Genomic DNA, 26,528 nt, shown 5'->3' with positions numbered 1-26,528 from the left:
TGGGCGTCCGCCCCGAACATCCATGGCCGATGTCGGAGGCCGAACGTAGACTCGACACGTGGCAGCAGACTCCTTCGTTCACCTTCACGTGCACAGCGAGTACTCGATGCTCGACGGCGCGGCGCGCATCGGCCCGATGGTCCAAGAGGCCGTCAAACAGGGCATGCCCGCGATCGCCGTGACCGACCACGGCAACACCTTCGCGGCGTACGAGTTCTACAAGACCGCGAAAGATGCCGGCATCAAGCCGATCATCGGCATCGAGGCCTACGTCACCCCCGGCACCCACCGCTCCGACAAGTCCCGCGTGCGATGGGGCACGCCCGAGCAGCAGAGCGACGACGTCTCCGGTTCGGGTGCGTACACGCACATGACGCTGCTCTCCGAGACCACCGAGGGCATGCACAACCTCTTCCGGCTCTCGTCTCGCGCGAGCATGGAGGGCTACTACTTCAAGCCGCGCATGGACCGCGAGCTCCTGCAGACGTACAGCAAGGGACTCATCGCCACGACCGGCTGCCCCTCGGGCGAGGTGCAGACGCGCCTGCGCCTGGGCCAGTACGACGCGGCGAAGGCCGCGGCGGCGGAGTTCCAAGACATCTTCGGCAAAGACAACTATTTCGCCGAGATCATGGACCACGGCCTCTCGATCGAGCGGCGCATCATGGGCGACCTGCTCAAGATCGCCAAAGAGCTCGACATCCCCCTGGTCGGTACGAACGACCTGCACTACACCCACCAGCACGACGCGACGAGCCACGCGGCGCTGTTGTGCGTGCAGTCCGGTTCGACGCTCGACGATCCCAAGCGCTTCAAGTTCGACGGCGACGGGTACTACGTCAAGTCGGCCGCCGAGATGCGCCAGGTGTTCCGCGACAATCCCGAGGCGTGCGACAACACCCTGCTCATCGCCGAGCGGTGCGAGGTCGCCTTCGACACCTCGGCCAACTACATGCCGCGCTTCCCGGTCCCCGACGGCGAGACCGAGGGCAGCTGGATGATCAAAGAGGTCGAGAACGGCCTCCACGACCGCTATCCCGGCGGCATCCCCGACGCGGTCCGCAAGCAGGCCGAGTACGAGACCGACGTCATCCTGCAGATGGGCTTCCCGGGGTACTTCCTCGTGGTCGCCGACTTCATCAACTGGGCCAAGAACAACGGCATCCGCGTCGGTCCGGGCCGCGGTTCGGGTGCCGGCTCGATGGTCGCCTACGCGATGAAGATCACCGATCTCGATCCGCTCCAGCACGGGCTCATCTTCGAGCGGTTCCTCAATCCCGACCGCGTCTCCATGCCCGACTTCGACGTCGACTTCGACGACCGGCGCCGCGGCGAGGTCATCCAGTACGTCACCGAGAAGTACGGCGACGAGCGCGTGGCGCAGATCGTCACCTACGGCACCATCAAGGCGAAGCAGGCGCTCAAAGACGCCGGGCGCGTGCTGGGCTTCCCCTTCAGCATGGGCGACAAGCTCACCAAGGCCATGCCGCCGGCGGTGATGGGCAAAGACATGCCGCTCGACGGCATGTTCAACCCCGAGCACCCCCGCTACAAAGAGGCGAGCGAGTTCCGCACGCTCATCGAGACCGACGCCGAGGCGAAGACCGTGTTCGACACGGCCCTGGGCCTCGAGAACCTCAAGCGCCAGTGGGGCGTGCACGCGGCCGGCGTGATCATGTCGAGCGAGCCGCTCATCGACATCATCCCGATCATGCGCCGTGAGCAGGACGGCCAGATCGTCACGCAGTTCGACTATCCCGCGTGCGAGTCGCTCGGCCTGATCAAGATGGACTTCCTGGGGTTGCGCAACCTCACGATCATCAACGACGCCCTCGACAACATCGAGGCCAACCGCGGCCACCCGCTCGTGCTCGAAGACCTCGACCTCGACGACGCGGCATCCTACGAGCTCCTCGCCCGTGGCGACACGCTCGGCGTGTTCCAGCTCGACGGCGGTCCCATGCGTTCGCTGCTGCGCCTGATGCGTCCCGACAACTTCGAAGACATCTCGGCCGTGCTCGCGCTGTACCGCCCCGGCCCGATGGGCGTGAACTCGCACATCAACTACGCGCTGCGCAAGAACAAGCAGCAAGAGATCGAGCCGATCCATCCCGAGCTCGAAGAGCCCCTGGCCGACATCCTCGACACCACCTATGGCCTCATCGTCTACCAGGAGCAGGTGATGGCGGTGGCCCAGCGGGTCGCCGGGTACACGCTCGGACAGGCCGACCTGCTGCGTCGCGCGATGGGAAAGAAGAAGAAGAGCGAGCTCGACAAGCAGAAAGAGATCTTCTTCGGCGGCATGACCGAGCGCGGCTTCGGCGACGTCGCGCAGCAGACGCTGTGGAAGGTGCTCGAGTCGTTCGCCGACTACGCCTTCAACAAGGCGCACACCGCCGCCTACGGGCTCGTGTCGTACTGGACGGCGTACCTCAAGGCGCACTATCCCGCCGAGTACATGGCCGCCCTGCTCACGAGCGTCGGCGACTCGAAAGACAAGATGGCGGTGTACCTCAACGAGTGCCGTCGCATGGGCATCAAGGTGCTCCCGCCCGATGTCAACGAGTCGATCCGCTTCTTCGCCGCCGTCGGCGAAGACATCCGCTTCGGCCTGGGCGCCGTCCGCAACGTCGGCACGAACGTCGTCGACGGCATCGTCGCGGCCCGTCAGGATGCCAAGTACACGTCGTTCCACGACTTCCTGTCCAAGGTGCCGATGCACGTGGCGAACAAGCGCACCGTCGAGTCGCTGATCAAGGCGGGCGCGTTCGATTCGCTGGGCTCGACCAGGCGTGCCCTCGTCGAGGTGCACGAGGACGCGTGCGAGGGCGCGGTGCTCGACAAGCGGCGCGAGGCGAACGGCGAGGTGGGGTTCGACTTCGACTCCCTCTGGGACGAGCCGCAGCAGGTCGTGAAGGTGCCCGAGCGGCCCGAGTGGACGAAGAAGGACAAGCTCGCCTTCGAGCGCGAGATGCTCGGGCTCTACGTGTCCGATCATCCCCTCGCGGGTCTCGAGGTGCCGCTCGCCAAGCACGCGTCGACCTCGATCCACGACCTCCTGGCGTCGGAAGACGTGCAGGACGGCGACCAGGTGACGGTGGCCGGCCTCCTGACGAGCGTCCAGCACCGCGTGGCGAAGCAGAGCGGAAACCCGTACGGCATGGTCACCGTCGAGGACTTCAACGGCGAGGTGACCGTGATGTTCATGGGCAAGACCTACGCCGAGTTCGCCCCGGTGCTGCAGGCCGATTCGATCCTCGTGGTGCGCGGTCGGGTCTCCCGTCGCGACGACGGTCTGAACCTGCACGCGCAGAGCGCGTTCGCCCCCGATCTCGAGGGGCTCGACGAGTCGGGCGGTCTCACCCTGGTCGTTCCCGAACAGCGCGCCAACGAGGCCCTCGTCGGCGAGCTGGCGCAGATGCTCCGTCGGCACTCCGGTTCGACCGAGGTGCTGCTGAAGCTCCACAAGGGGGGAACGGCCAAGGTGTTCGAGGTGCCGATGCCGGTGCGCGTGACGGCCGACCTGTTCGGCGAGCTCAAGGGTCTGCTCGGCCCCAACTGCCTGGGCTGATCCGATCGGCGGACGCCCCGCCGATCCCTGAGAGAACCCCAGCGGATGCTGAAGACCCGCCGGTTACGATGACCGGGCGCTCCGGCGCCCTGGGTGAAAGGACCCCCGTGAACGATCAGTACCCCCACGACGCGGCCGATCCCGACCGCGCCCACGTCGACGACCGCGCCCACGACCATGACCAGATCGCCCCGACGGCCGCTCCCGCCGCCTCGCGCGACGACGAGACGGCGTCGGAGCACGCCGGCGAGACCGGCGCCCCCTCGGCGCACGGTGCAGATGCACCCGTCGTCCCGCCGAAGCCCGAGGCCGAAGCGCCGCACGACGCCCCGCACGAGGCGCACGCCGTCGCGCCGGCCTCCGGCCGCGCCTCCGGACCGGCGTACGGCGTCGGCCCCTTCTCGGTGCGCGAGGTCGCCCTCCTCGGCGTCTGGATCGTCGCCTTCTTCGTCTCGTTCTTCCGCACCAACATCCTCGACTCCCCGTCGGGAGTGCTCGTCGGCGGAGGGAACGTCTGGCTCTCGGGCCTGTGGTGGATCCCCGCCGTCGCCCTGCCCACCGCGGCGATGGGCCTGATCGTGCTCCGCCGGCTCTCCCCGCAGGGCATCCGTCGCGTCGGGTCGCTCGGGATCGACCAGTTCGCCTCGGTGGCCTTCTCGGTGTCCGCGCTCGTGTGGCTGTCCTGGGTGTGGGACACCGTCGCCGTCTTCGATCAGACCGGCATCTGGACCCGCTCCTGGGTGATCTGGGTCGAGACCGTCGTCCTGCTGGCGGGCGTCGTCCTCACGGTGTTCGCGCCGATCATCCCTCCGTTCTCGGCCGACTTCCGCGACCGCGAAGAGATCCCCGCCCACCGCAACGCGCGTCCGATCCGTCCGGTCGTCCCGCGTCCGCGCACCCCTCGCGCACCCCGCCCCGCCCCGGTGTCCGACGCGAGCGCCGTCGACGCCGACGCGCCCACCCCGGGCAGTTACACCGGCTCGACCGATCTCCCGCACGACGGATCCGCTCCCGCGACCACGGTGCTGCCGGCCCAGCGCGGCGACGACACGGCGACCGACATCTTCGCCCCGCTCCACGCCGACACCGGCGCCCAGCCGCACCTCGGATCGGGTTCCACGGAGGGTCGTGACGGCGCCGCCGCCGACCATGGCCGCCACGGCGACGACCTGCACGACCACGGGGCTCACGACCACGGAGCCCACGACCGTCACGATCACGCCCACGCGCAGGCGTTCTGGGCACTCGCTCCGGAGGAGCGCGAGATCGTCGACGACTACGGCACGCCGATCTTCCGCATCGGCCCGACGGCCTGGGCGCTCGTGATCGAAGACCGCGGAGAGACCTTCGTCGTGCGCCACGACGACGGTCGCATCGGCTATCTGCACGACGTCTCCGGAGTCACCCGCGGCTGACGCGCGATCGGGGCGGGAGGTCCGACGGCCTTCCGCCCCGTCGTCGTCACCCCGGCGTGCGAGTCGGGCCGTCCGTCCTCAACGTCGTCTGCTCGCGGGCGCCGGGCCGTCGATCGCCGGCCGCACCCGCTCCCGCCCCGTCGTGTCACCGCCTCCGAGCGCGTCCCTCGGCCCCTCCCGCGGCGGCTGAGCACAGGCTGCGAGCCCGGGAGATCGCGCCGGGGCGTCGCTGAGCGGCCGGTAGCCTGGACGCATGCTCCGCACGATCGATCTCCGCGGCCGCGTGCTCTCGCCGGCCGAGCTGCTCGCCGTCGTCCCGCGCGCCGACGCCGCGCGCGACGAGGCCCTCGCCACCGCCGCCCGACTGGTCGCCGACGTGGCCCATCGGGGCGAAGAGGCGCTCCGCGAGCAGGCGGCCCGTTTCGACCGCGTGACCGACCACGCCATCCGCGTTCCCGCCGACCACCTCGACGAGGCGCTGCGCGATCTCGATCCCTCGATCCGCGCCGCGCTGGACGCGGCGATCTCGCGCGTGCGCACGGCATCCGCGGCCCAGGTGCCCGCCCCCGTCGTCACCGAGCTCGGCGAGGGCGCGCGGGTGACGCAGCGCTGGCAGCCCGTGCGTCGCGTGGGCCTCTACGTTCCCGGCGGCAAGGCCGTTTACCCGTCCAGCGTCGTGATGAACGCCGTGCCGGCTCAGGTCGCCGGCGTCCGCGAGGTCGCCCTCGCCTCGCCCCCGCAGGCCGAGTTCGGCGGGCGCGTCCACCCCGTGATCCTCGCCGCGGCGCGTCTTCTCGGCGTGACCGAGGTCTACGCGATGGGGGGAGCGGGCGCGATCGGGGCCTTCGCTCACGGGGTGGCCGAGATCAGACTCGACCCCGTCGACGTCGTCACGGGCCCGGGCAACAACTTCGTCGCCTCCGCCAAGCGCGCGGTCGCGGGGCGCGTCGGCACCGACTCCGAAGCCGGCGCCACCGAGATCCTCGTCGTCGCCGACGACACCGCGGTGCCGAACCTCGTGGCCGCCGACCTCGTCAGCCAGGCCGAGCACGACGAGCAGGCCTCGGCCGTGCTCGTGACCGACTCGCCGGCGCTGGCCGACGCGGTCCGCGATGCGCTCCCGGCGCGCGTCGCCGCGACCCGGCACACCGAGCGCGTCACGGCGGCGTTCCACGGGCCGCAATCGGCCGTCGTGCTCGTCGACGACATCGCGCAGGCGACCGCGTTCAGCAACGCCTACGCCCCCGAGCACCTCGAGCTGCACCTGGCCGATCCGCGGCCGGAGGACTTCGTCAACGCGGGGGCCGTGTTCGTGGGCCCGTACACCCCGGTGAGTCTCGGCGACTACCTCGCCGGAAGCAACCACGTCCTGCCGACCGGGGGACAGGCGCGGTACAGCGCGGGTCTGTCCGCCGCGACGTTCCTGCGCCCGCAGCAGGTGGTCGAGTACGACCGTGCGGCGCTGTCGGTCGTGCGCGACGCGATCGTGACCCTCGCCGACGCCGAGGCTCTGCCCGCGCACGGCGAGGCCGTGACCGCGCGGTTCGACAGCTGAGGGAGAACCGATGCACTGCCCGTTCTGCCGCAACCCCGACTCCCGCGTCATCGACTCGCGCACGAGCGACGACGGACTCAGCATCCGCCGTCGGCGCCAGTGCCCGAAGTGCGGGGGCCGGTTCTCGACGGTCGAGACCGCGAGTCTCAACGTGATCAAGCGGTCGGGAGTGGTGGAGCCCTTCAGCCGCGAGAAGGTCATGTCGGGCGTCCGCAAGGCCTGTCAGGGCCGACCGGTGACCGATGCCGATCTCGCGGTGCTCGCGCAGCAGGTCGAAGAGGCCATCCGGCAGACGGGCTCCTCCCAGATCGAGGCGAACGAGATCGGCCTGTCGATCCTCGGGCCGCTGCGCGAGCTCGACGAGGTGGCCTACCTGCGCTTCGCGAGCGTCTACCAGGCGTTCGACTCCCTCGACGACTTCGACTCCGCGATCGCTCAGCTGCGGGCAGATCACGCCGCTCGCCCCGCGCACGACGACCGCGACGCGGTCCAGTAGCCTGGCGGGGATGTATCCCCTTCTCTTCCGCACGGTCCTCTCGCGCCTCGACCCCGAGTTCGCCCACCACCTGGGCGCGCTCGTCATCCGTGGCGCCGGTGTCGAGCCCGTGGCATCCGTGGTCCGTCGATTCACCGCGCCGCGCGCGGATCAGCGCGTCGACGCTCTCGGACTGACCTTCGCGTCGCCGTTCGGCGTCGCCGCGGGCTTCGACAAGAACGTCACGATGGGGCGGGGCCTCGGCGCGCTCGGCTTCGGCCACGTCGAGGTCGGCACGGTCACCGCGCTGCCCCAGCCGGGCAACCCGAAGCCGCGCCTGTTCCGTCTGATCGCGGATCGCGCCGTGATCAACCGCATGGGCTTCAACAACGACGGGGCGGCCGCCGCCGCAACACGCCTGCGTCGTCTTCGCCGTGCCCGTCGACGTCCGGTCATCGGGGTGAACATCGGCAAGAGCCGCGTCGTCGCGGTCGAGGACGCCACCACCGACTACGTGCGCAGCGCGCGCCTGCTCGCGCCCCTCGCCGACTACCTCGTCGTCAACGTCTCGTCGCCGAACACGCCCGGGCTCCGCGGTCTGCAGGCCGTCGAGACGCTCCGGCCGCTCCTCACCGCCGTGCGCGACGCCGCCGGGCGCACGCCTCTGCTGGTCAAGATCGCGCCCGACCTCGATGACGACGAGGTGCGCGACATCGCCCGACTGGCGGTCGATGCGGGACTCGCCGGCATCATCGCGACCAACACGACCATCGCCCGGACGGATCTCGAAACGGATGCCGCCACGGTCGAGGCCGCGGGCGCGGGTGGCCTCTCCGGAGCGCCGCTGAAGAAGCGGGCCCTCGAGGTGCTGCGTCTGGTGCGCGAGGTCGTCCCGCCCGCGTTCGTGGTGATCTCCGCCGGGGGAGTGGACACCGCCGACGACGTGCGCGAGCGTCTGTCCGCGGGCGCCACGCTCGTGCAGGGGTACACCGCGTTCCTGTACCGCGGTCCGCTGTGGGCGCGTCAGATCAACCGGGGTCTCGCCCGCGCGAGCTGACCTCCCCGGTCGCCTCGCCCCGGTGCGGATGCCGCACCCCGGCGCCGCGCACGGACGTGCGCCGACCCCGCCCGGGGGAAACGAGAACGGCGCACCGCGTGAGGCGGTGCGCCGTTCTCGTGAAGCCGATGATCAGGCGGGGTACTGACCGCGCTTGACCTGCGCCTTCGGCAGGCGCATGAAGCGCATCTGCACGGTGCGCATGGCCGCGTACCAGCCGAGCCCCTTCTCGAGGCGGCTCTCGCCGAACTTCTCCTTCGCGGCGCGCTTGACGCGGATCGAGGTGATGATCATGTCGCCCACGACGAAGAGGATGAAGATCCACAGCGCGACGAACGACCAGTACTGGAAGAACTGCACGGGGATGAGCGTCGCGACGATCACGAGCACCATGAAGGGCATGACGCCCTCGCCCAGGTGCCAGCCGGCGTCGACGAAGTCGCGCGCGAAACGACGCTGCGGTCCGCGGTCGCGCACCGGCAGGTAGCGCTCTTCTCCGGCGGCCATGCCGATGCGGGCCTTCTCGCGCTGGGCGGCGAGCTCGGCGCGGGCGCGGGCCTTCGCCTCCTTGGTGTCGGGCACGAGGGGCCGCTTGCGTGCGGCCTCCTGTTCGGCGCGCGAGGGCGTCGCGCGGCCCTTGCCCGATCCGAGCGCCGTCGAGTCGACGGGGGTGTCGTTGGGGGCGGGGGCGGGGGACTTGGCCACGGGAAACCTCGGTGATTCGCTGGTCGGGAGACTTAAGATTACCCGCATGACCCTCGACCTGTCCCGGCAGGAGGCTGTGCAAAAAGCAGCCGACGCCGGCATCCCCGCCGCCCTGGCCGATCTCGGCTCCCTCGTCCGCATCCCGTCCATCGCCTGGCCGGCCTTCGACCAGACGGCTCTCGTCCGCAGCGCCGACGCGGTCGCCGCCCTCCTCGAGAAGACCGGCGTCTTCGATTCCGTCGCGGTCACGCGCGCGGCGATCCCCGGTACCGACGAGATGGGGCAGCCCGCCGTCCTGGCCTCGCGCGCCGCGCGTAACGGCCGTCCCACCGTGCTGCTGTACGCGCACCACGACGTGCAGCCCCCGGGCGACGAGGCGCTGTGGGACTCCCCGCCCTTCGAGCCCACGCTGCGCGACGGCCGCCTGTACGGGCGTGGCGCCGCCGACGACAAGGCCGGGGTCATGGCGCACGTGGGTGCCATTCGCGCCGTCGCCGAGGTGCTCGGAGACGATCTCGACCTCGGCATCGCCGTCTTCATCGAGGGCGAGGAGGAGTACGGATCGCGCTCGTTCGGCCAGTTCCTCGCCGACAACGCCGACGCCCTTCGCTCCGACGTCATCGTCGTCGCCGACTCCGGCAACTGGGACGAGCGCACGCCGGGCCTGACCGTGTCGCTGCGCGGGAACGCGCGCTTCACGCTCACCGTGCGCACGCTCGAGCACGCCTCGCACTCCGGCATGATGGGCGGCGCGGTCCCCGACGCGATGCTCGCCACCGTCAAGCTGCTCGCGACCCTGTGGGACGACGACGGAGCCGTCGCCGTCGAGGGCCTCGCCACGCGCGACGCCGAGACGCCGGCCTACGACGAGGCGACGCTGCGCGCGGAGTCCGGCCTGCTCGAGGGCGTCAGCCCGATCGGGCGCGACTCGATCCTCAGCCGCATCTGGAACAAGCCCTCCATCACCATCACCGGTTGGGATGCCACCCCGGTCGAGGCCGCGTCCAACACCCTGGCACCGCAGACGAGCGTCGTCATCAGCGCGCGCGTCGCCCCGGGCCAGGATGCCGAAGAGGCCTTCGCCGCGGTGCAGGCGCACCTCCGCGCGCACGCGCCCTTCGGCGCGCAGCTGGAGTTCAGCGACGTCGACTGCGGCGACTCCTTCCTCGTCGACACCGGGGGATGGGCCGTCGAGGAGGCGCGCCAGGCGTTCGCCGACGGATACGGCGTGGAGTCGGTCGACGTCGGCATCGGAGGCTCGATCCCCTTCATCTCCGACCTCGTCCGCGAGTTCCCGACCGCGCAGATCCTCGTCACCGGCGTCGAAGACCCCCACGCGCGCGCGCACAGCCCGAACGAGTCCCTGCACCTCGACACGTTCCGCAACGCGCTGGTCTCCGAGGCGCTGCTGCTGGCGCGGCTGAACGAACGCACCGTCTGATCGAGGCCGCCGGGGCGGGACGGGCGTAGACTCGTCTCGTCCCCGCGACCGATCAACCCGAAGGGCATCGCCATGACCGACACCACACTGTCGACATCCGCCGAGACCCGCGAGCACGGCGTCGGCCTGACCGCGGCCGCCTCCGACAAGGTGAAGAGCCTGCTGTCGCAGGAGGGTCGCGACGACCTGCGCCTGCGCGTCGCCGTCCAGCCCGGCGGCTGCTCCGGCCTCATCTACCAGCTGTACTTCGACGAGCGCTACCTCGACGGCGACAAGGTCGTCGATTTCGACGGCGTCGAGGTCATCGTCGACGACATGAGCGTGCCGTACCTCGACGGCGCGAGCATCGACTTCAAGGACACGATCTCGGAGCAGGGCTTCACGATCGACAACCCCAACGCGCAGGGCTCCTGCGCCTGCGGCGACAGCTTCCACTGAGCTCGGTCGGCGTCCTCGAACGCCGACGTCACGGACCCCCGGGGGCCACGGATCGCACCGTGGAACCCGGGGGTTTCCGATGTCTCGGCACTGGACGAATGGCCAGAGAACGGTGAGAGGTTGCCGTAGACTGTCAAAGCTTCATCCACGACCCGGAAAGGTGCATTGTGCCCTCCAAACGTCGCCTTCGCTGGGCCGCGCTCCCTCTCGGGATCGCGTCCGTCGCACTCCTCTCGGGCTGCACCACGACCCAGCTGCACGGATTCCTGCCCGGCTTCGTCGATGACGGTACGCCTGCCACGAACCACACCGACATGGTCGCCGGTCTGTGGGTCAACTCGTGGATCGTCCTTCTCGCCGTGGGTGTCATCACCTGGGGACTGATGCTGTGGTCGGTCATCGCATACCGCCGCCGTCGCGGCCAGTCGGGCCTTCCCGTCCAGCTGCGCTACAACATGCCGGTCGAGATCTTCTACACGATCGTCCCGCTGATCCTCGTCGTCGGTTTCTTCGCCTTCACGGCGCGCGACCAGAACACGCTCGAGACGCAGTACGACAACCCCGACGTGTCGATCACCGCCTACGGCAAGCAGTGGGCGTGGGACTTCCAGTACAACGGCCAGAAGGAAGACAACTCCGACGCCGTGTACTCGATGGGCGTCCAGGCGAAGGCCACGTCCGACGGCTACGACCTCCAGGACGTGCCGACGCTGTACCTGCCGGTGAACAAGACGGTGAAGATCGACCTGCGCTCGCGCGACGTCATCCACTCGTTCTGGATCATCGACTTCCTCTACAAGAAAGACATGTACATCGGTCGCGACAACGAGTGGTCGTTCACGCCCACCCGTGAGGGCACCTACGAAGGCAAGTGCGCGGAGCTCTGCGGTGAGTACCACTCCGCGATGCTCTTCAACGTCAAGGTCGTCAGCGAGACCGAGTACAACGACTACCTCGAGTCCCTCCGCCGTGCCGGCGACGTGGGCGACATCAGCGACCTGTCGCGTCTGCAGAACCTGACCACCGGCGTCGAAGGGAACGAGTGATCATGGCCACGACGCTTCCGCTCCAGGGGACGGGCCCTTCGCGCCCGACGACTCTCCCGCCGCGTCAAGCCGCACTGCTCAGCACCACGCGTGTGGAGCAGAAGGGCAACCTGGTCGTCAAGTGGATCACCTCCACCGACCACAAGACCATCGGATACATGTACCTGATCGCCTCGGTGATCTTCTTCATGCTCGGTGGTGTCATGGCGCTCATCATCCGCGCCGAGCTGTTCGAGCCCGGGATGCAGATCATCCCGACCAAAGAGCAGTACAACCAGCTGTTCACCATGCACGGCACGATCATGCTGCTCATGTTCGCGACCCCGCTGTTCGCGGGCTTCGCGAACGCGCTGCTGCCGCTGCAGATCGGCGCCCCCGACGTGGCGTTCCCGCGCCTGAACGCCTTCGCCTTCTGGCTGTTCCTCTTCGGCTCGACCATCGCCGTCTCCGGCTTCCTCACCCCCCAGGGTGCGGCCGGCTTCGGATGGTTCGCGTATCAGCCGCTCGCCAACGCCAGCTTCTCGCCCGGCGTGGGCGGAAACCTCTGGATGCTCGGTCTCGGCATCAGCGGTTTCGGCACGATCCTCGGTGCCGTGAACTTCATCACGACGGTCCTGACCATGCGTGCGCCCGGTATGACGATGTGGCGCATGCCGATCTTCTCGTGGAACACGCTGATCACAAGCATCCTGATCCTGCTCGCGTTCCCGGTGCTCGCCGCGGCGATCTTCGCCGCCGCCGCCGACCGCGTGCTCGGTGCGCACATCTACAGCCCCGAGAACGGCGGCGTCCTGCTCTGGCAGCACCTGTTCTGGTTCTTCGGCCACCCCGAGGTGTACATCATCGCCCTGCCGTTCTTCGGCATCGTCTCGGAGATCTTCCCGGTGTTCAGCCGCAAGCCGATCTTCGGGTACAAGACTCTCGTGTACGCGACCATCGCGATCGCCGCCCTGTCGGTGGCCGTGTGGGCGCACCACATGTACGTCACCGGCGGTGTGCTGCTGCCGTTCTTCGCCCTGATGACGATGCTCATCGCCGTTCCGACCGGCGTGAAGATCTTCAACTGGATCGGAACCCTGTGGCGCGGCTCGGTCACGTTCGAGACGCCGATGGTCTTCGCCCTGGGCTTCCTCGTGTCCTTCGTCTTCGGTGGTCTGACGGGCGTCATCCTGGCGTCGCCGCCCCTGGACTTCCACCTGTCCGACTCGTACTTCGTGGTCGCGCACTTCCACTACGTCGTCTTCGGCACGGTCGTGTTCGCCATGTTCGCCGGCTTTTACTTCTGGTGGCCTAAGTGGACGGGCAAGATGCTCAACGAGCGTCTCGGCATGGTTCACTTCTGGATGCTGTTTATCGGCTTCCACATGACCTTCCTCATTCAGCACTGGCTGGGCGTCGACGGCATGGTCCGCCGCTATGCGGACTACGCCGCGGCCGACGGGTGGACGTGGGAGAACCAGCTCTCCACCGTGGGATCGATGATCCTCGGCGCCTCGATGATCCCCTTCCTTCTGAACGTGTGGATCACCGCCCGCAAGGCGCCGCGCGTCACGGTCGACGACCCCTGGGGCTACGGTGCGTCGCTCGAGTGGGCCACCTCGTGCCCGCCGCCGCGTCACAACTTCACCTCGATCCCGCGCATCCGCAGCGAGCGTCCGGCGTTCGACCTGAACCACCCCGAGGCCGGTATCCCGGTCGGTGTGGGACCGGTCAAGGATGCGCCCGACACCCCCGTCGTCGATGCCGCAGCCGGAGAGGTCAAGTAAGACATGCGTACCAACGTCAACCTCTGGTGGATCATCGCGGTGTTCTCGTTCGGCATCGCGGCCGTCTACACGGTCTGGAGCCTGCTTCAGCACGGCGGTGTCGAGTGGGTGGGAACCGTGGCCCTCGCGTTCCTCGGTCTCATGTCGTCGATGATCGCGTTCTACATCGGTCGCGTCCTCAAGGCGCAGCGCGGTGACCTGCCCGAAGACACCCTCACGGCCGACATCGATGACGGCGACCCCGAGATGGGCGAGTTCAGCCCGTGGTCGTGGTGGCCCATCGTGCTCGCGGCATCCGCGGCGATCGCCGTGATCGGCCTCGCCGTCGGCAGCTGGCTCGTGCCCGTCGGCTTCGCGGTGTTCGTCGTCGCGATCGTCGGCTGGGTCTACGAGTACTACCGCGGGTACTTCGCGCGCTGATCCCGTGCCCGTTCGTCTGAGAGCGGCTGCCGTCTCCGACGCCGGCGCCCACCGTGCCACCAACCAGGATGCCGCCTTCGCGGCATCCTGGGGGGCGGCGGTGGCCGACGGCGTCGGCGGTGGTCCGTCCGGAGACCTGGCATCCGCTGCCCTCGTGCACCGGCTCGTCGCGACGAGCGGCGGGGGGCTCGACGCGGACGGCCTGCTCGTCCGCATCCGCGAGGCCAACTGGGACATCCGCGCCCACGTCGAGCGCGACCCCGCCCTCGAGGGCATGGCCACGACGTTCACGGGGATCTTCCTCAGCGTCAGCGGGGAACTCCTCCTCGCGCACACCGGCGATTCGCGGGCTTACCTGCTGCGAGACGGGGAGTTCACGCGCGAGACGCGCGACGACTCCTACGTGCAGGCGCTCGTCGATCACGGCATCATCCCGCCGGAGGCGGCGCAGGCGCATCCGCGCCGCAACATCATCACGGCATCCCTCGGCGGCGCGGAAGGAGACGTCGTCTCCGTCGCGGAACGCCCGCCGCTCGTCGGCGATCGATGGATGCTCTGCAGCGACGGACTGACGGACTACGTTCCCGAAGCCGATGTGGCGCGTCTGATCGCCGAGGCGCCCGACGCGCACTCTGCCGCGGCATCGGCGGTGGCGCTCGCGCTCGAGGCGGGGACGCGCGACAACGTCACCGTGGTCGTGTGCGACGTCGTCGACGAGGATGCCGAGGGGCGCGAGCCGGTCTTCTTCGGCTCCGCGGCGCGGTGGTTCGCCGAAGACGTCGAGACCGCCTGATACGCGCCCGCGGAGCCTCGCCCGCGGGCGAGAACCGTCAGTCGTTGCTCGGCAGCTCTTCTTCGAGGGCGAAGCCGTCGATGGCATCCTGTGCGATCTGAGCACTTCGTGGGCCCCCGTGTCCGTCCTCCTCGACGATCTCGAGGCGGCTGCCGGGCCACGCGCGGTGCAGCTCCCAGGCAGTGCGCGCGGGGCCGCTGATGTCGCGACGCCCGTGGACGAGCACGCCCGGGATGCCGGCGAGCTCGCCGATCCTCGCGAGGACGGCGCGGTCGCCGGGGAGGAAGCAGTCCCGCGCCCAGTAGTGCGTCACGAGGGTCGCGAAGTTGAGGCGGTGGCGCGGTTCCTCGTGCAGGAACCGTGACGTGCCCGCCATCGGACCGAGGGACAGGTGCGTCGCCTCCCACGCGTCCCACCGGTCGCCGGCGTCTCTCCGCACCGCGGGGTCGGGATCGCGCAGCAGACGCGCGTATCCCTCGATCGTGCGCTCAGCGGGCGCGAGGGGCTCGCGCAGAGTCGTGAAGGCCTCCGGGAAGACCGCGGCGATCCCGTCGGTGATCCAGTCGATCTCCCAGCGTCCTCCGCTCGTGACGGCGAGGTTGACGATCTCGCTGACGCGGTCGGGCACTTCGAGGGCGTACGCCAGGGCGAGAGTGGATCCCCACGAGACGCCGTGCAGGAGCCACCGCCGGATGCCGAGGTGCGCGCGCAGGGCCTCGAGATCGGCGATGAGCTGGTCCATGGTCTGGTTCTCGAGGCCCGCCAGATCGTCGGATGCCCAGGGCGTGCTCTGCCCGCAGCCGCGCTGGTCGAGACCGACGATCAGGTACCGCTGCGGGTCGAAACGCCGGCGGTAGCCGCCCTTGCCCAGTCCGCCCCCGGGTCCGCCGTGCAGGTAGAGGGCGGGGCGGCCGGAGGGGTTGCCCGAGGTCTCCCAGTACAGCCGGGCGCCATCGGGCCGATCCAGGTATCCGGATGCGAACGGTTCGATCGGGGGATGCTGCATGGCCGCAGCCTACGACAGGCCCGCGGGCTTCCGTGCAACCGGACGAGGCGACCTTGAGAGGCAATCCGGGAACGGCGACCCGGAACGGACGACGGGGGAGCGCCGAATGGGCTCGGCCGCCGTCGGCGGAAGAATGGGCCGCCGAGCCCTGAGCCCACTCAGGGGCGGACGACCATGACGGTGGGATCGAACACGCGGTCGAGCGGGCCCTCGTCGTTCTCGGCGGGCTGGCCTTCGCGCACCCAGTACTCGTAGCCGCCGATCATCTCGCGCACCCGGTAGCCGAGCTCGGCGAAAGCCAGAGCGCCCTTCTGGCCGGCATTGCAGCCCGGGCTCCAGCAGTACACGACGACGTCGACGTCGCGGTCGATCTCTCGCGGGGCGCGCTCCGCGATCTCGCGGTAGGGCATGTGGACGGCCCCGGAGATACGGCCCTGGGCCCAGGCCTCGTCGCCGCGCACGTCGACGAGGACGAATCGATCGCCGGACTTCTGCGCGGCGTACACGTCGGACGGGTCCGTTTCGTGGGCGAGACGGGTACGGAAGTAGTCGAGAGCCTCGGTCATGACTCCACCGTAGGAGCGGTGCGTCGCGCGGGGGAGGGCAGCGGATGCCATCCATCGTCGGGTTCCGGACAGCGGCTGCGGCCGCCCGGAGCCGCCGGCCTCGTGCCGCTCGCCGGTCGCGGAGGACGTCGGAGCCGATCGACGTCCGCGCCCGCGTCACGGACCGTGCTCCGCGCGGGCCGGGGAGGGACGCCTCCGGTGCTGGCACGCGCCTTCCTCCTCCCGGTACGACAGAACCCCCGGCGCGGAAGCGCCGGGGGTTCTGTACGGGAGGTGTTACTCGCCCTTGTCGTCCGAGGAGCGGTTGCGCTCCTCGAGACCCTTGGGAGCCGGGATCTCGACCTCGACCCGCTCGCCGACCGCGTTGCGGGGGCGGCCGTCCTCATCGGCACGGGCGTTGGCGCCGGCGATCTCGTCGGCCTCCTCGTGGTCGATGTGGTCGAGCTCGTGGTGCTGGTGGGCGACCGCGGCGTCGAGTTCGGCCTGGGTGAGGGGAGCGAGGCGGTCCTCGAAGAACCACCGCGAGATCGACGCGCGGAAGTTCTCGTGCCAGGGGATCTGACCGTTCGCGTTGGGGCGCACGACCAGGGGCTCGTAGGTCTCGTTGTCGACCAGCTTCCACCGCTCGTACTCGTCGACGGGCTGGTGGACCTCGATGTACTCGCCGCCGGGAAGGCGCACGATGCGACCGGACTCGTAGCCGTGCAGGGCGATCTCACGGTCCTTCTTCTGGAGCGCGATGCAGATGCGCTTCGTGACGAAGTAGGCGAGGATCGGGCCCAGGATGAGCAGAGCCTGCAGGACGTGGATGACGCCTTCCATCGTGAGGTGGAAGTGGGTCGCGACGATGTCGGACGAGGCGGCCGCCCACATCACGGCGTAGAAGGTCACTCCGGCCGCGCCGATGGCCGTACGGGTGGCCGCGTTGCGGGGACGCTGCGCGATGTGGTGCTCGCGCTTGTCGCCGGTCACCCACGCCTCGATGAAGGGGTACACGAGCACCAGGACGATGAACAGACCCAGGACACCGACGGGGATGATGATGTTCCACGAGAACGTGTGACCCCAGAGGACGAACTCGAGGTGCGGCGGGATCAGACGGAGCATGCCGTCGGCGAAGCCGATGTACCAGTCGGGCTGCGTACCCGCGGACACCGGGGAGGGGTCGTACGGTCCGTAGTTCCAGATCGGGTTGATCGTCACGAGGGCGGCGATCAGGACGATGACGCCGAACGTGATGAAGAAGAAGCCGCCCATCTTCGAGGCGTAGACCGGGAGCATCGGGTAGCCCACGACGTTGCTGTTCGTGCGGGCGGGGCCGGCGAACTGCGTGTGCTTGTTGATGATCATCAGCATGAGGTGCACGGCCAGCAGAGCGACGAGGATCGCCGGGAGCAGGAGGATGTGCAGCGTGTACAGGCGTCCGACGATCGCGGTACCGGGGAACTCTCCACCGAAGAGGAGGAACGAGGTCCAGGTTCCGATGATCGGCAGACCCTTGATCATGCCGTCGATGATGCGCAGACCGTTACCCGACAGCAGGTCGTCGGGGAGCGAGTAGCCGGTGAAGCCCTCGGCCATCGCGAGGATGAAGAGGATGAAGCCGACGACCCAGTTCAGCTCGCGGGGCTTGCGGAACGCACCGGTGAAGAACACGCGCAGCATGTGCACGCCGATACCGGCGACGAACACGAGAGCGGCCCAGTGGTGGATCTGACGGACGAGGAGACCGCCGCGCAGGTCGAACGAGATGTGCAGCGCGGACTCCATGGCCGCAGACATCGCGATGCCGCGCATGGGCTCGTAGGCGCCGTTGTAGTGCGTCTCGACCATCGAGGCCTGGAAGAAGAACGTCAGGAACGTGCCCGAGAGCAGGACGACGACGAAGCTCCACAGGGCGATCTCGCCGAGCATGAACGACCAGTGGTCGGGGAAGACCTTGCGGCCGAGCTCCTTGACGATGCCCGACATGCTCGTGCGCTCGTCGAGGTAGTTCGCGGCCGCACCGACGAACTTGCCGCCCAGCGGCTTGCCGTCGCGCCCGGCCGGAGCCTGAGGCGGACCCGAGTAGACGGCCGGCTCGGTCGTGACGTTCTCGGTGGGGTGTGTACCGATGCTCATGAGCGCTCCCAGAAGCTGGGGCCGACGGGCTCGTGGAAGTCACTCTGCGCGACGAGGTAACCCTCGGCGTCGACGGTGATGGGGAGCTGCGGCAGGGGACGGGCGGCCGGGCCGAAGATGACGGCCGCACCGTTGGCGACGTCGAACTGCGACTGGTGGCAGGGGCACAGGAGGTGGTGGGTCTGCTGCTCGTACAGCGCGACGGGGCAGCCGACGTGCGTGCAGACCTTCGAGTACGCGACGATGCCGTCGTACGACCAGTCCAGGTTGTTGGTCTCGGGGTTCAGCTGCTCCGGCTGCATGCGCATGAGCAGCACGATCGCCTTCGCCTTCTCTTCGAGGTAGCCCTCGTCGTGGCCGAGGCCGGCGAGCTCTTCGGGGATGACGTGGAAGGCCGAGCCCAGGGTGACGTCGGCGGCGCGGATCGGGCGACCGGACGGGTCGTGCGAGAGGCGCATACCCTCTTTCCACATGGTGTGGCTGAGGAGCTTGACCGGGTCCTGGTCCTGCGGAGCGAGACCGCGGAACAGCGTGATGCCGGGGATGACCGAGGCGATCACAGCGGCGAAGAGCGAGTTGCGGATGATCTCGCGGCGACCGAATCCGGAGTCCTTGTCGGCCTCGGCGAAGACGTTGACCGCCCCTTCGCGCACCTGGTCGCGACCACGCGTGGCGTGGCGGTCCTCGATGTACTCCTTGTCGGACATGACCGACTTGCCCCAGTGGATGGTGCCGATGCCGATCGCCAGCAGCGCGAACGCGATGCCGAGACCGATGAAGAGGTTGTTGTAGCGGATGTCGATCAGCGCGCCCGACTCGATCGGGAAGATCATGTAGGCGATGCTCGCCCAGATGCTCGCCGCGACCGAGATGTAGAAGAGCGTGTAGACCGTGCGGACCGCGCGCTTCATCGCCTCCGGGTCCTGGTCCGTCATGCGCTGACGGTGGCCGGGGAGGCCCGGGTTCTGTACGGCGTCGGGAACCGCGACGGCGAGCCCCGAGCCGGGCTTCCAGGAAGCCCTCTCGTGCTCGAGTGCGTCGTCCTCGTGTGCCATGGTGCTGTGCTCCTCGTGCTTTACGGAATGTCGAAGACGACGGTCAGTTGGACTTCGCCGTGATCCACACGGTCAGGGCGATGAGCGCCCCGATCCCGAAGATCCAGATGAAGAGACCCTCAGAGACCGGACCGAGCGAGCCGAGGGCGTAGCCACCGGGGGAGTCGTTCTTCTGGAGGTACATCAGGTAGGAGATGACGTCGCGCTTGTCTTCGGGGGTGAGGTTGAGGTCGTTGAAGACCGGCATGTTCTGCGGGCCCGTGACCATCGCGGCGTACATGTTGACCGGGGTGACGGTGTGCAGATCCGGTGCCCACTTGCCCTCGGTCAGCGCACCGCCGGCACCGGCCACGTTGTGGCACATGGCGCAGTTGATGCGGAAGAGCTCAGCGCCGTGCGACAGGTCGCCCTGTCCGTCGACGAGGTCGGCGGAGGGGTACTCGGGTCCGGGAGCGGCCGACTGCACGTAGGCGGCGATCGCGTTGATCTGCTCCTCCGTGAACTGCGGCGGCTTGACCGGCGCCTGGGGGCCCTGGGCCTGCAGCGGCATACGACCGGTCGAGACCTGGAAGTGGACCGACAGCTCGCCGACGCCGAACAGCGACGGGCCCTGCTGGCTGCCCTGCAGGTCGAGACCGTGGCAGGTCGCGCAGTTCGCCTGGAAGAGCTTCTGACCCTCTTCGACGGCGGTCGCGGAGTTCACCTCGCTCTCGGGGACGGTCGAGGTGGCGGCCATCGCGGCGGACGCACCGGCGTAGACGCCTCCGGTGAGGAGGAGTCCGATGCCGATGAGCGCGGCGGCGGCCAGGGGGCTCCGGCGCCCGGATGCCCGACGAGTCTTCTTCTCGCGTGCCATGTGGTGCAGCTCTCTTACTTGAGGAAGTAGATGACGAAGAACAGGGCGATCCAGACGACGTCGACGAAGTGCCAGTAGTAGGACACGACGATCGAGGTGGTCATCTCTTTCCGACCGAAGTTCTTCACGGCGTACGCGCGACCGATCACGAGAAGGAAGGCGATGAGGCCACCCGTCACGTGCAGGGCGTGGAAGCCGGTGGTGAGGTAGAAGGCCGAGGCGTAGGGGTTGGCACTGATGGGCATGCCCTCCGCCACCAGCGTCGCGTACTCCCACACCTGACCCGACACGAAGACCGCGCCGAGGATGAAGGTGAGGTAGAACCACTCCACCATTCCCCACTTGAGGAAGCCGGTGCGCTTGCCCGTGCGGTACGGCTGGTACCGCTCCGCGGCGAACACGCCCATCTGGCACGTGACCGAGGACAGCACGAGGATGATCGTGTTGACGGTCGCGAAGGGGACGTTGAGCAGCTGCGTCTCTTCGGCCCAGAGGGGCGCGGAGGTGCTGCGCAGGGTGAAGTAGATCGCGAACAGGCCGGCGAAGAACATGACCTCGCTGCCCAGCCACACGATGGTGCCCACGGCGACCGGGTCGGGTCGCTTCACGGCACGCACGGCCTGGGAATACGTCGCTGAGGTCGTCACCGTTCCATTATGCGCGATCCCAGGAGCTGATATTCCCATCCCGACCCTGCGATATTCCATCGTCGAGACTTAGGGAAGCCTCAGAATCCGCAAGGAATCCCCGGTACGGGAGCGGTTCCGCTCACGCGGCCCGTCGCGCGGGCGCGCGACACGCGTGTGAAAGGATCGTCCCATGGCGGAACGCTTCACCTGGCCCGATCTGCTCACCTCTCTGCTCGGGGGCGTCGACCTCAGCGTGTCGGAGTCGACGTGGGCCATGCGACAGGTGATGGCGGGCGAGGCGACGCCCTCTCAACTGGCGGGTTTCCTGATGGCCCTGCGAGCCAAGGGCGAGACCGTCGAAGAGATCGTCGGGTTCCGCGACGCCATCCTCGAGGCCGCCGTCCCGCTGCCCGTGCGCGCCGAGGTCCTCGACATCGTCGGCACCGGGGGCGACCGCTACGGCACGGTGAACGTGTCGACGATGGCGGCCGTCGTGGCGGCGGCATCCGGAGTCCCCGTCGTCAAGCACGGCAACCGCGCCGCCAGTTCGGCTTCGGGCTCGAGCGACGTCCTGTCGTCGCTGGGCATCGCCCTGACGCTGTCGCCCGAGAAGGTGGCCGAGACGCTCGATCGCACGGGCATCACCTTCGCGTTCGCGTCGGCCTTCCACCCCGGGTTCCGTCACGCGGCGGCGACGCGCTCGGAGCTCGGCGTCCCCACGGTCTTCAACTTCTTGGGGCCGCTCTGCAACCCCGCCCGGGCGGAGGCGAACGCGGTCGGCGTCGCCCACCTCGACCGCGTCCCCCTGATCACCGGGGTGTTCCGCACGCGCGGTGCGACGGCGCTGGTGTTCCGGGGCGACGACGGCCTCGACGAGCTCACCACCACCGGGCACAGCCGCGTGTGGGAGATCAGCCGCGGTGACGTGCACGAGCACGATCTCGATCCGCGGGATCTCGGCATCCCGCTCGCTGACATCGACGACCTGCTGGGCGGCTCTCCCGCTCACAATGCCGAGGTCGTGCGGCGCGTTCTCGGTGGGGAGACCGGACCCGTGCGCGACATCGTGCTGCTGAACGCGGCGGCGGGACTGGTCTCGTTCCGGCTCTTCCAGGATGCCGCTCAGGTGCAGCGCCCGATCCTGGAGCGTCTCGCGGAGGCGATGGCGGATGCCGCCGCGGCGATCGACGACGGACGAGCGTCGGCGAAGCTCGACGCGTGGGTGCAGACGTCGAAAGATCTGGCGGAGTAACGCATGGACCCGCTCGACGCGCTCACCGAGATCGCGTATCTGCTCGAGCGGGAGAGGTCGTCGCGCTACAAGTCGAAGGCGTTCCGCACGGCCGCCGCGGCGATCGAGGGACTGTCGGATGAGCAACTGCGCGATCCCGGTCTGCGTCGTCGGCCGGGTATCGGCGATTCGACCTTCGCGGTCATCCAGCAGGCGCTCGCGGGCGAGGTTCCGGAGCGGCTCGCCGCGCTGCGCGCAGAGAACGCCCCGGTGGGCGGCGGGGAGCTGCGGTCGCGGTTGCGCGGTGATCTGCACAGTCACAGCGACTGGTCGGACGGGACGACGCCGATCGATGCCATGGTGGACGCGGCCCGCCGCCTGGGTCACGAGTACCTCGCCCTCACCGACCACTCGCCGCGTCTGACGGTCGCGAACGGCCTGTCGCCCGAGCGGCTGCGGGCGCAGATGGAGGTCGTGCGCGGACACCGCGGCGAGGGGTTCACCCTGCTGACCGGGATCGAAGTCGATATCCTCGACGACGGCGACCTCGATCAGCAGGACGATCTGCTCCGCGCTCTCGACGTGGTCGTGGCATCCGCCCATTCAAAACTGCGCATGGAGCGTCGGGCGATGACGACGCGTCTCGTGGCGGCGGCGCGGGATCCGCGGGTCGACGTGCTGGGGCACGTGACCGGTCGGCTCGTCGAGGGGGCGCGGGGGACCCGCCCGCCGTCGGAGTTCGACGCGGAGGCGGTCTTCGCGGCCTGCGCGGCGTCGGGGGTCGCGGTCGAGATCAACTCCCGTCCGGAGCGCCAGGATCCTCCGGACGACCTCCTCGCTCAGGCCGTCGCGGCGGGGTGTCTATTCTCGATCGACTCCGACGCGCACGCTCCGGGTCAGCTGTCGCTGCTCGATCACGGCGCGGCGCGCGCCGAGGCCCTCGGGGTGCCGACCGAGCGCATCGTCACGACCTGGCCGCTGCCCCGCCTGCGGGAGTGGCTCGAACGCGAACGCTGAGTCCGCGGTCAGTGGGCCGAGGTCAGTGGGGGAGGGCGGCGAGGGCGCGGCTCATCGACGAGCCCAGGTTCCAGCGCTCGGCCAGGGCGGTCGCGGCGGCGTCGTCGACGGGGCCCAGCGCGTCGTCGAAGGGGGCGAGCGTCAGATCGCGCGCGACGCGCACGACGGTCGGGGCGACGTCGAGATAGGCGCCTGCGGCGGCGATCTTCGCGCGCTGCGCGGGGGTGCCCGCTGTTCCGTCGGCGACGGCGGCGCGGATGGCGTCGAGAGAGCCGTGCGCGGCCAGCAGTGACGCGGCGGACTTCTCGCCGATCCCCGCGACGCCGGGCAGACCGTCGGAGGGGTCGCCCCGCAGCACCGCGAAGTCGGCGTACTGCGCCGCGTGCACGCCGTACTTGCCCATCACCGTGGCGTCGTCGACGATCTCGAGGTTGCTCATGCCCCGTGCCGTGTAGATGATCCGGATGCCGCGGTCGTCGTCGACCAGCTGGAACAGGTCGCGGTCGCCGGTCACGATGTCGACCGGGGCGTCGGCCCGGGTGGCGAGGGTGCCGATGACGTCGTCGGCCTCGTGCGCGGCCGCGCCGACCACGGGGATGCCGAGGACCGCCAACGCCTCGCGGATGAGCGGGATCTGGGCCTCGAGGGGGTCGGGGACCTCTTCGACGTCGGGTCCCGCGGCGACCGCCTCGACCACGCGGTGCGCCTTGTAGCTCGGGAGCAGATCCACGCGCCAGGCGGGACGCCAGTCGTCGTCCCAGCAGGCGACGAGGCGCGTGGGGCCGTAGGTCGTCACGAGCTTCGCGATCATGTCGAGCAGACCCCGCACCGCGTTGACCGACGACCCGTCGGCCGCCTTGACCTTGTCGGGCACGCCGTAGAAGGCGCGGAAGTACAGCGACGCGGTGTCGAGGAGCATGATGCGGTCGGTCACGGTCTCGATCCTGGCACGGGACATTCGCCGGTGCGATCGGGGTCGCAGCGCACGCTCGCTCGGACGAGACGACGGGCGGCGCGACCTAGAGTGGCGGGATGTCTTTCGGGTCGGCATCCTCTCGTCCGTCGGTCTCCCGTCCGTCGGCGCACGCGGCGTGTCCGTGCGGGGGCGGGGTGTTCGGCGCCTGCTGCGCGCCGATCGTCGACGGTGCCCCCGCGCCGAGCGCGGAGCGGCTGATGCGCTCGCGCTACACCGCCTTCGCAGTGGGTGACGAGGCGCATCTCGTCCGGTCGTGGCATCCGCGGACCCGGCCCGAGCACATCGACGTCGACGACGGTACGGTGTGGACCGGTCTCGACATCGAGGAGGCCGTGGAGGACGGGGATGCCGCGGTGGTGGCGTTCCGCGCGCGCTGGCGGCAGGCCGGCCGGGACGGAGAGCTGGTCGAGCGGAGCCGCTTCGCGCGGCGCGGCGGGCGGTGGGTGTACGTCGACGGCGAGGTGACGTGAGCGTCACGGTCGGGTCGTCAACCCCGCGGGGGCGTGTCGGGGGTGCTGCGTAGGGTCGAGTGCGGATCCTCGGTGAAAGGACACGCATGATCCCCGACGCGCAACGCGACCTGCTCGAGAACCCGAACTACGGCAGTCTCGGCACCGTCCGTCCGGACGGAACCGTGCAGGTGAACCCGATGTGGTTCTCCTTCGACGGAGAGCATCTGCTGTTCACGCACACCGTGACGCGGCAGAAGTATCGCAACCTGCAGCGGAATCCGTCGATGAGCCTCATGGTCTTCGACCCGGAGCGCCCGTACCGGTACATCGAGGTGCGCGGTCGCCTCCTCGAGGCCGAACCCGATCCGGAGGGCGCGTTCTACGTCTTCCTCGGGAAGCGCTACGGCAACGCGCAGCAGGACGCGCCGGCCGATCGCGCCGACCGCGTGATCTTGAAGATGTCGATCGACAAAGTGGGAGGACAGTGACATGGAACGCATCGTGATCATCGGAGGACACGGGAAGGTGGCCCTGCACCTCGCGCGGCTGCTCGCCGATCGCGGCGACGAGGCGACCTCCGTCATCCGCAACCCCGATCAGGCCGGCGACATCGAGCAGGCGGGCGGGACGCCCCTTGTGCTCGACGTCGAGAACGCCGACACCGACGAGATGGCCGCGGCCTTCGAGGGGGCCGACGCGATCGTCTGGTCGGCGGGTGCCGGCGGCGGCAGCGCCGAGCGCACGTACGCCGTCGACCGCGACGCCGCTCAGCGGGCGATCGACGCCGCGGCCCAGGCCGGCGTGCGCCGGTTCGTGATGGTCTCGTGGATCGGATCGACGCCCGACCACGGCATCGACCCCGAGGACTCCTTCTACGCCTACGCCGACGCGAAGCTCGCGGCCGACGACCACCTGCGCGCGAGCGACCTGGACTGGACGATCCTCGGTCCCGGCACCCTCACGCTCGATCCGCCGTCGGGACGCATCACCACGGCCCCGCAGGGCAAGGGCGAGGTCTCGCGCGCCGACGTGGCCGCCGTCGCCGCGGCCGTGCTCGTGCAGCCCGCGACCATCGGACGCTTCATCCGCTTCGGCGCGGGCGACACGCTCATCGCCGAGGCGATCGTGGCCGACCACACCGCCGGGGGCGACGCGTGACCGCCGTCGCCGACCGCGCGCGGACCCTCGCCCGGCTGCACGCCGCCCCCGAGATCCTGCGTGTCGTGAACGTGTGGGACGTCGTGTCGGCACGGGCCGTCGCGGCTCTGCCCGAGACGACGGCGCTCGCGACCGCGGGCCACTCGATCGCGGCGACCTTCGGCTACGAGGACGGGGAGAACATCCCCGTGGAGCTCATGCTCGACATGGTCGGGCGCATCGTCGCCGCCGTCGACGTGCCGGTCAGCGCGGACCTCGACGCGGGGTTCGGCGACCCCGGCGAGACGACGCGTCGCGCCATCGGCGTCGGCGTGGTCGGTGCCAACGTCGAGGACCGGGTCAAGCCGCTCGCGGAGGCCGTGGCGGCCGTCGAAGCGGTGATCGCCGCCGGGGAGGCCGAGGGCGTGCCGTTCGTGCTGAACGCCCGGACGGACGTGTTCCTGAAGGGAGCCGACCGGCCCCTCGACGACAAGATCGCGGATGCCGTGGAGCGCGGCCGCGCCTTCCTCGCGGCGGGCGCCACCTCGGTGTTCGTGCCCGGCAAGCTCGACGCCGAGACCACCCGGCGCCTGGTCGAGGGGCTCGGGGAGCGCACGCTCAGCGTCATCGGCGTGCCGGGCAACCTCGCCGCGGCGGAGTACGAGTCGCTGGGCGTGGCGCGCATCTCGTATGGGCCGCAGACGCAGCGCGTCGCGCTGACGGCGCTGCAGGACCTCGCGATCGACCTGTACGGGACCGGGGTCATCCCCTCGTCGGTGCGCGAACTCAACTGACGGTGG

At 69.5% G+C, this 26,528-nt stretch carries 25 protein-coding genes; 17 read left to right on the top strand and 8 right to left on the bottom strand.

Annotated features, from left to right (window positions below):
- Positions 1 to 106: 106 nt before the first annotated feature.
- The 5 genes from dnaE (at position 107) to FB047_RS13480 (ending at position 8,073) form a co-directional block, all read left to right on the top strand.
- Positions 107 to 3,571 (top strand): DNA polymerase III subunit alpha, encoded by a 3,465-nt coding sequence (dnaE, locus tag FB047_RS13500; RefSeq protein ID WP_240752824.1) that lies wholly within the window; start codon positions 107 to 109, stop codon positions 3,569 to 3,571.
- A 107-nt stretch (positions 3,572 to 3,678) separates the two neighbouring features.
- Positions 3,679 to 4,986 carry a hypothetical protein gene (locus FB047_RS17260; protein WP_240752812.1) on the top strand — a complete coding sequence of 436 codons (1,308 nt, stop codon included), beginning with the start codon at positions 3,679 to 3,681 and terminating at the stop codon, positions 4,984 to 4,986.
- A 253-nt stretch (positions 4,987 to 5,239) separates the two neighbouring features.
- Positions 5,240 to 6,541: a histidinol dehydrogenase gene (gene hisD / locus FB047_RS13490; protein WP_136587729.1), complete on the top strand. Its 1,302-nt coding sequence runs from the start codon at positions 5,240 to 5,242 to the stop codon at positions 6,539 to 6,541.
- Between the two features lie 10 nt (positions 6,542 to 6,551).
- Positions 6,552 to 7,037 carry a transcriptional regulator NrdR gene (gene nrdR, locus FB047_RS13485; RefSeq protein ID WP_136587728.1) on the top strand — a complete coding sequence of 162 codons (486 nt, stop codon included), beginning with the start codon at positions 6,552 to 6,554 and terminating at the stop codon, positions 7,035 to 7,037.
- Positions 7,038 to 7,047: 10 nt separating this feature from the next.
- Positions 7,048 to 8,073, top strand: coding sequence for a quinone-dependent dihydroorotate dehydrogenase (locus tag FB047_RS13480; protein ID WP_136587727.1), 1,026 nt, complete (start codon positions 7,048 to 7,050; stop codon positions 8,071 to 8,073).
- 132 nt (positions 8,074 to 8,205) lie between these two features.
- Here the strand turns inward: FB047_RS13480 and FB047_RS13475 are convergent, their stop codons facing one another.
- Positions 8,206 to 8,778, bottom strand: a complete 573-nt coding sequence (locus tag FB047_RS13475; RefSeq protein WP_136587726.1) for a DUF3043 domain-containing protein — start codon at positions 8,776 to 8,778, stop codon at positions 8,206 to 8,208.
- A gap of 46 nt (positions 8,779 to 8,824) precedes the next feature.
- Here FB047_RS13475 and FB047_RS13470 point away from each other — a divergent pair, with 46 nt between their 5' ends.
- The 6 genes from FB047_RS13470 to FB047_RS13445 all read left to right on the top strand — a co-directional run bounded on the left by FB047_RS13470 (position 8,825) and on the right by FB047_RS13445 (position 14,682).
- Positions 8,825 to 10,219, top strand: a complete 1,395-nt coding sequence (locus FB047_RS13470; protein ID WP_136587725.1) for a dipeptidase — start codon at positions 8,825 to 8,827, stop codon at positions 10,217 to 10,219.
- Positions 10,220 to 10,291: 72 nt separating this feature from the next.
- Positions 10,292 to 10,657 carry an iron-sulfur cluster insertion protein ErpA gene (erpA, locus tag FB047_RS13465; RefSeq protein WP_136587724.1) on the top strand — a complete coding sequence of 122 codons (366 nt, stop codon included), beginning with the start codon at positions 10,292 to 10,294 and terminating at the stop codon, positions 10,655 to 10,657.
- A gap of 167 nt (positions 10,658 to 10,824) precedes the next feature.
- On the top strand, positions 10,825 to 11,703 hold the full coding sequence (gene ctaC, locus FB047_RS13460) for an aa3-type cytochrome oxidase subunit II (RefSeq protein WP_136587723.1): 879 nt from the start codon (positions 10,825 to 10,827) through the stop codon (positions 11,701 to 11,703).
- A gap of 2 nt (positions 11,704 to 11,705) precedes the next feature.
- Positions 11,706 to 13,469, top strand: a complete 1,764-nt coding sequence (gene ctaD, locus FB047_RS13455; RefSeq protein ID WP_136587722.1) for an aa3-type cytochrome oxidase subunit I — start codon at positions 11,706 to 11,708, stop codon at positions 13,467 to 13,469.
- A gap of 3 nt (positions 13,470 to 13,472) precedes the next feature.
- Positions 13,473 to 13,889: a cytochrome c oxidase subunit 4 gene (locus FB047_RS13450; protein ID WP_076674925.1), complete on the top strand. Its 417-nt coding sequence runs from the start codon at positions 13,473 to 13,475 to the stop codon at positions 13,887 to 13,889.
- Between the two features lie 4 nt (positions 13,890 to 13,893).
- Positions 13,894 to 14,682: a PP2C family protein-serine/threonine phosphatase gene (locus FB047_RS13445; RefSeq protein WP_136587721.1), complete on the top strand. Its 789-nt coding sequence runs from the start codon at positions 13,894 to 13,896 to the stop codon at positions 14,680 to 14,682.
- Between the two features lie 37 nt (positions 14,683 to 14,719).
- On the opposite strand, the gene FB047_RS13440 is transcribed toward FB047_RS13445, so the two are convergent.
- The 6 genes from FB047_RS13440 to ctaE all read right to left on the bottom strand — a co-directional run bounded on the left by FB047_RS13440 (position 14,720) and on the right by ctaE (position 20,972).
- Positions 14,720 to 15,688, bottom strand: a complete 969-nt coding sequence (locus FB047_RS13440; RefSeq protein WP_136587720.1) for an alpha/beta fold hydrolase — start codon at positions 15,686 to 15,688, stop codon at positions 14,720 to 14,722.
- A 158-nt stretch (positions 15,689 to 15,846) separates the two neighbouring features.
- A complete protein-coding gene (locus FB047_RS13435) occupies positions 15,847 to 16,254 on the bottom strand; it encodes a rhodanese-like domain-containing protein (RefSeq protein WP_136587719.1) in 408 nt (135 codons plus the stop codon).
- A gap of 276 nt (positions 16,255 to 16,530) precedes the next feature.
- On the bottom strand, positions 16,531 to 18,375 hold the full coding sequence (qcrB, locus tag FB047_RS13430) for a cytochrome bc1 complex cytochrome b subunit (protein WP_136587718.1): 1,845 nt from the start codon (positions 18,373 to 18,375) through the stop codon (positions 16,531 to 16,533).
- Positions 18,372 to 19,430 (bottom strand): cytochrome bc1 complex Rieske iron-sulfur subunit, encoded by a 1,059-nt coding sequence (gene qcrA / locus FB047_RS13425; RefSeq protein WP_136587717.1) that lies wholly within the window; start codon positions 19,428 to 19,430, stop codon positions 18,372 to 18,374. Before qcrA ends, qcrB begins: the two co-directional genes overlap by 4 nt.
- A gap of 43 nt (positions 19,431 to 19,473) precedes the next feature.
- The gene (qcrC, locus tag FB047_RS13420; RefSeq protein WP_136587716.1) at positions 19,474 to 20,286 is read right to left on the bottom strand and encodes a cytochrome bc1 complex diheme cytochrome c subunit; all 813 of its coding nucleotides are present in this window, start codon (positions 20,284 to 20,286) and stop codon (positions 19,474 to 19,476) included.
- A gap of 14 nt (positions 20,287 to 20,300) precedes the next feature.
- Positions 20,301 to 20,972: an aa3-type cytochrome oxidase subunit III gene (gene ctaE, locus FB047_RS13415; protein ID WP_136587715.1), complete on the bottom strand. Its 672-nt coding sequence runs from the start codon at positions 20,970 to 20,972 to the stop codon at positions 20,301 to 20,303.
- Positions 20,973 to 21,105: 133 nt separating this feature from the next.
- Here ctaE and trpD point away from each other — a divergent pair, with 133 nt between their 5' ends.
- Positions 21,106 to 22,167 carry an anthranilate phosphoribosyltransferase gene (trpD, locus tag FB047_RS13410; protein ID WP_136587714.1) on the top strand — a complete coding sequence of 354 codons (1,062 nt, stop codon included), beginning with the start codon at positions 21,106 to 21,108 and terminating at the stop codon, positions 22,165 to 22,167.
- Positions 22,168 to 22,170: 3 nt separating this feature from the next.
- Entirely contained in the window at positions 22,171 to 23,163 is a 993-nt protein-coding gene (locus tag FB047_RS13405) for a PHP domain-containing protein (RefSeq protein ID WP_136587713.1), read from the top strand.
- Between the two features lie 22 nt (positions 23,164 to 23,185).
- Here FB047_RS13405 and FB047_RS13400 read toward each other — a convergent pair whose 3' ends face one another.
- On the bottom strand, positions 23,186 to 24,097 hold the full coding sequence (locus tag FB047_RS13400; protein ID WP_136587712.1) for a 5'-3' exonuclease: 912 nt from the start codon (positions 24,095 to 24,097) through the stop codon (positions 23,186 to 23,188).
- A gap of 98 nt (positions 24,098 to 24,195) precedes the next feature.
- Between FB047_RS13400 and FB047_RS13395 the strand changes: the two genes are divergently transcribed.
- The 4 genes from FB047_RS13395 (at position 24,196) to FB047_RS13380 (ending at position 26,522) form a co-directional block, all read left to right on the top strand.
- Entirely contained in the window at positions 24,196 to 24,609 is a 414-nt protein-coding gene (locus FB047_RS13395; RefSeq protein WP_136587711.1) for a YchJ family protein, read from the top strand.
- Between the two features lie 86 nt (positions 24,610 to 24,695).
- Positions 24,696 to 25,079 (top strand): PPOX class F420-dependent oxidoreductase, encoded by a 384-nt coding sequence (locus FB047_RS13390; protein ID WP_136587710.1) that lies wholly within the window; start codon positions 24,696 to 24,698, stop codon positions 25,077 to 25,079.
- A 1-nt stretch (position 25,080) separates the two neighbouring features.
- The gene (locus FB047_RS13385) at positions 25,081 to 25,749 is read left to right on the top strand and encodes an SDR family oxidoreductase (protein WP_136587709.1); all 669 of its coding nucleotides are present in this window, start codon (positions 25,081 to 25,083) and stop codon (positions 25,747 to 25,749) included.
- Positions 25,746 to 26,522: an isocitrate lyase/PEP mutase family protein gene (locus tag FB047_RS13380; protein ID WP_136587708.1), complete on the top strand. Its 777-nt coding sequence runs from the start codon at positions 25,746 to 25,748 to the stop codon at positions 26,520 to 26,522. The genes FB047_RS13385 and FB047_RS13380 overlap by 4 nt, the downstream gene beginning before the upstream one ends.
- Positions 26,523 to 26,528 lie beyond the last annotated feature (6 nt).

Origin of the sequence: Microbacterium hydrothermale, from assembly GCF_004854025.1 — a bacterium.
Taxonomy (GTDB): domain Bacteria; phylum Actinomycetota; class Actinomycetes; order Actinomycetales; family Microbacteriaceae; genus Microbacterium; species Microbacterium hydrothermale.
Note: the sequence above shows the minus strand (reverse complement) of the source record. Positions and strands in the feature narration are given on the sequence as shown.

Coding starts and splice junctions, on each gene's coding strand:
- hisD (WP_136587729.1), top strand. CDS start 5,240: ATGCTCCGCACGATCGATCTCCGCGGCCGCGTGCTCTCGCCGGCCGAG.
- qcrC (WP_136587716.1), bottom strand. CDS start 20,286: ATGGCACGCGAGAAGAAGACTCGTCGGGCATCCGGGCGCCGGAGCCCC.
- FB047_RS13395 (WP_136587711.1), top strand. CDS start 24,196: ATGTCTTTCGGGTCGGCATCCTCTCGTCCGTCGGTCTCCCGTCCGTCG.
- FB047_RS13405 (WP_136587713.1), top strand. CDS start 22,171: ATGGACCCGCTCGACGCGCTCACCGAGATCGCGTATCTGCTCGAGCGG.
- FB047_RS13385 (WP_136587709.1), top strand. CDS start 25,081: ATGGAACGCATCGTGATCATCGGAGGACACGGGAAGGTGGCCCTGCAC.
- trpD (WP_136587714.1), top strand. CDS start 21,106: ATGGCGGAACGCTTCACCTGGCCCGATCTGCTCACCTCTCTGCTCGGG.
- ctaD (WP_136587722.1), top strand. CDS start 11,706: ATGGCCACGACGCTTCCGCTCCAGGGGACGGGCCCTTCGCGCCCGACG.
- FB047_RS13480 (WP_136587727.1), top strand. CDS start 7,048: ATGTATCCCCTTCTCTTCCGCACGGTCCTCTCGCGCCTCGACCCCGAG.
- FB047_RS13450 (WP_076674925.1), top strand. CDS start 13,473: ATGCGTACCAACGTCAACCTCTGGTGGATCATCGCGGTGTTCTCGTTC.
- dnaE (WP_240752824.1), top strand. CDS start 107: ATGCTCGACGGCGCGGCGCGCATCGGCCCGATGGTCCAAGAGGCCGTC.
- nrdR (WP_136587728.1), top strand. CDS start 6,552: ATGCACTGCCCGTTCTGCCGCAACCCCGACTCCCGCGTCATCGACTCG.
- qcrB (WP_136587718.1), bottom strand. CDS start 18,375: ATGAGCATCGGTACACACCCCACCGAGAACGTCACGACCGAGCCGGCC.
- erpA (WP_136587724.1), top strand. CDS start 10,292: ATGACCGACACCACACTGTCGACATCCGCCGAGACCCGCGAGCACGGC.
- qcrA (WP_136587717.1), bottom strand. CDS start 19,430: ATGGCACACGAGGACGACGCACTCGAGCACGAGAGGGCTTCCTGGAAG.
- FB047_RS13390 (WP_136587710.1), top strand. CDS start 24,696: ATGATCCCCGACGCGCAACGCGACCTGCTCGAGAACCCGAACTACGGC.
- ctaE (WP_136587715.1), bottom strand. CDS start 20,972: ATGGGAATATCAGCTCCTGGGATCGCGCATAATGGAACGGTGACGACC.
- FB047_RS13435 (WP_136587719.1), bottom strand. CDS start 16,254: ATGACCGAGGCTCTCGACTACTTCCGTACCCGTCTCGCCCACGAAACG.
- FB047_RS13470 (WP_136587725.1), top strand. CDS start 8,825: ATGACCCTCGACCTGTCCCGGCAGGAGGCTGTGCAAAAAGCAGCCGAC.
- FB047_RS13440 (WP_136587720.1), bottom strand. CDS start 15,688: ATGCAGCATCCCCCGATCGAACCGTTCGCATCCGGATACCTGGATCGG.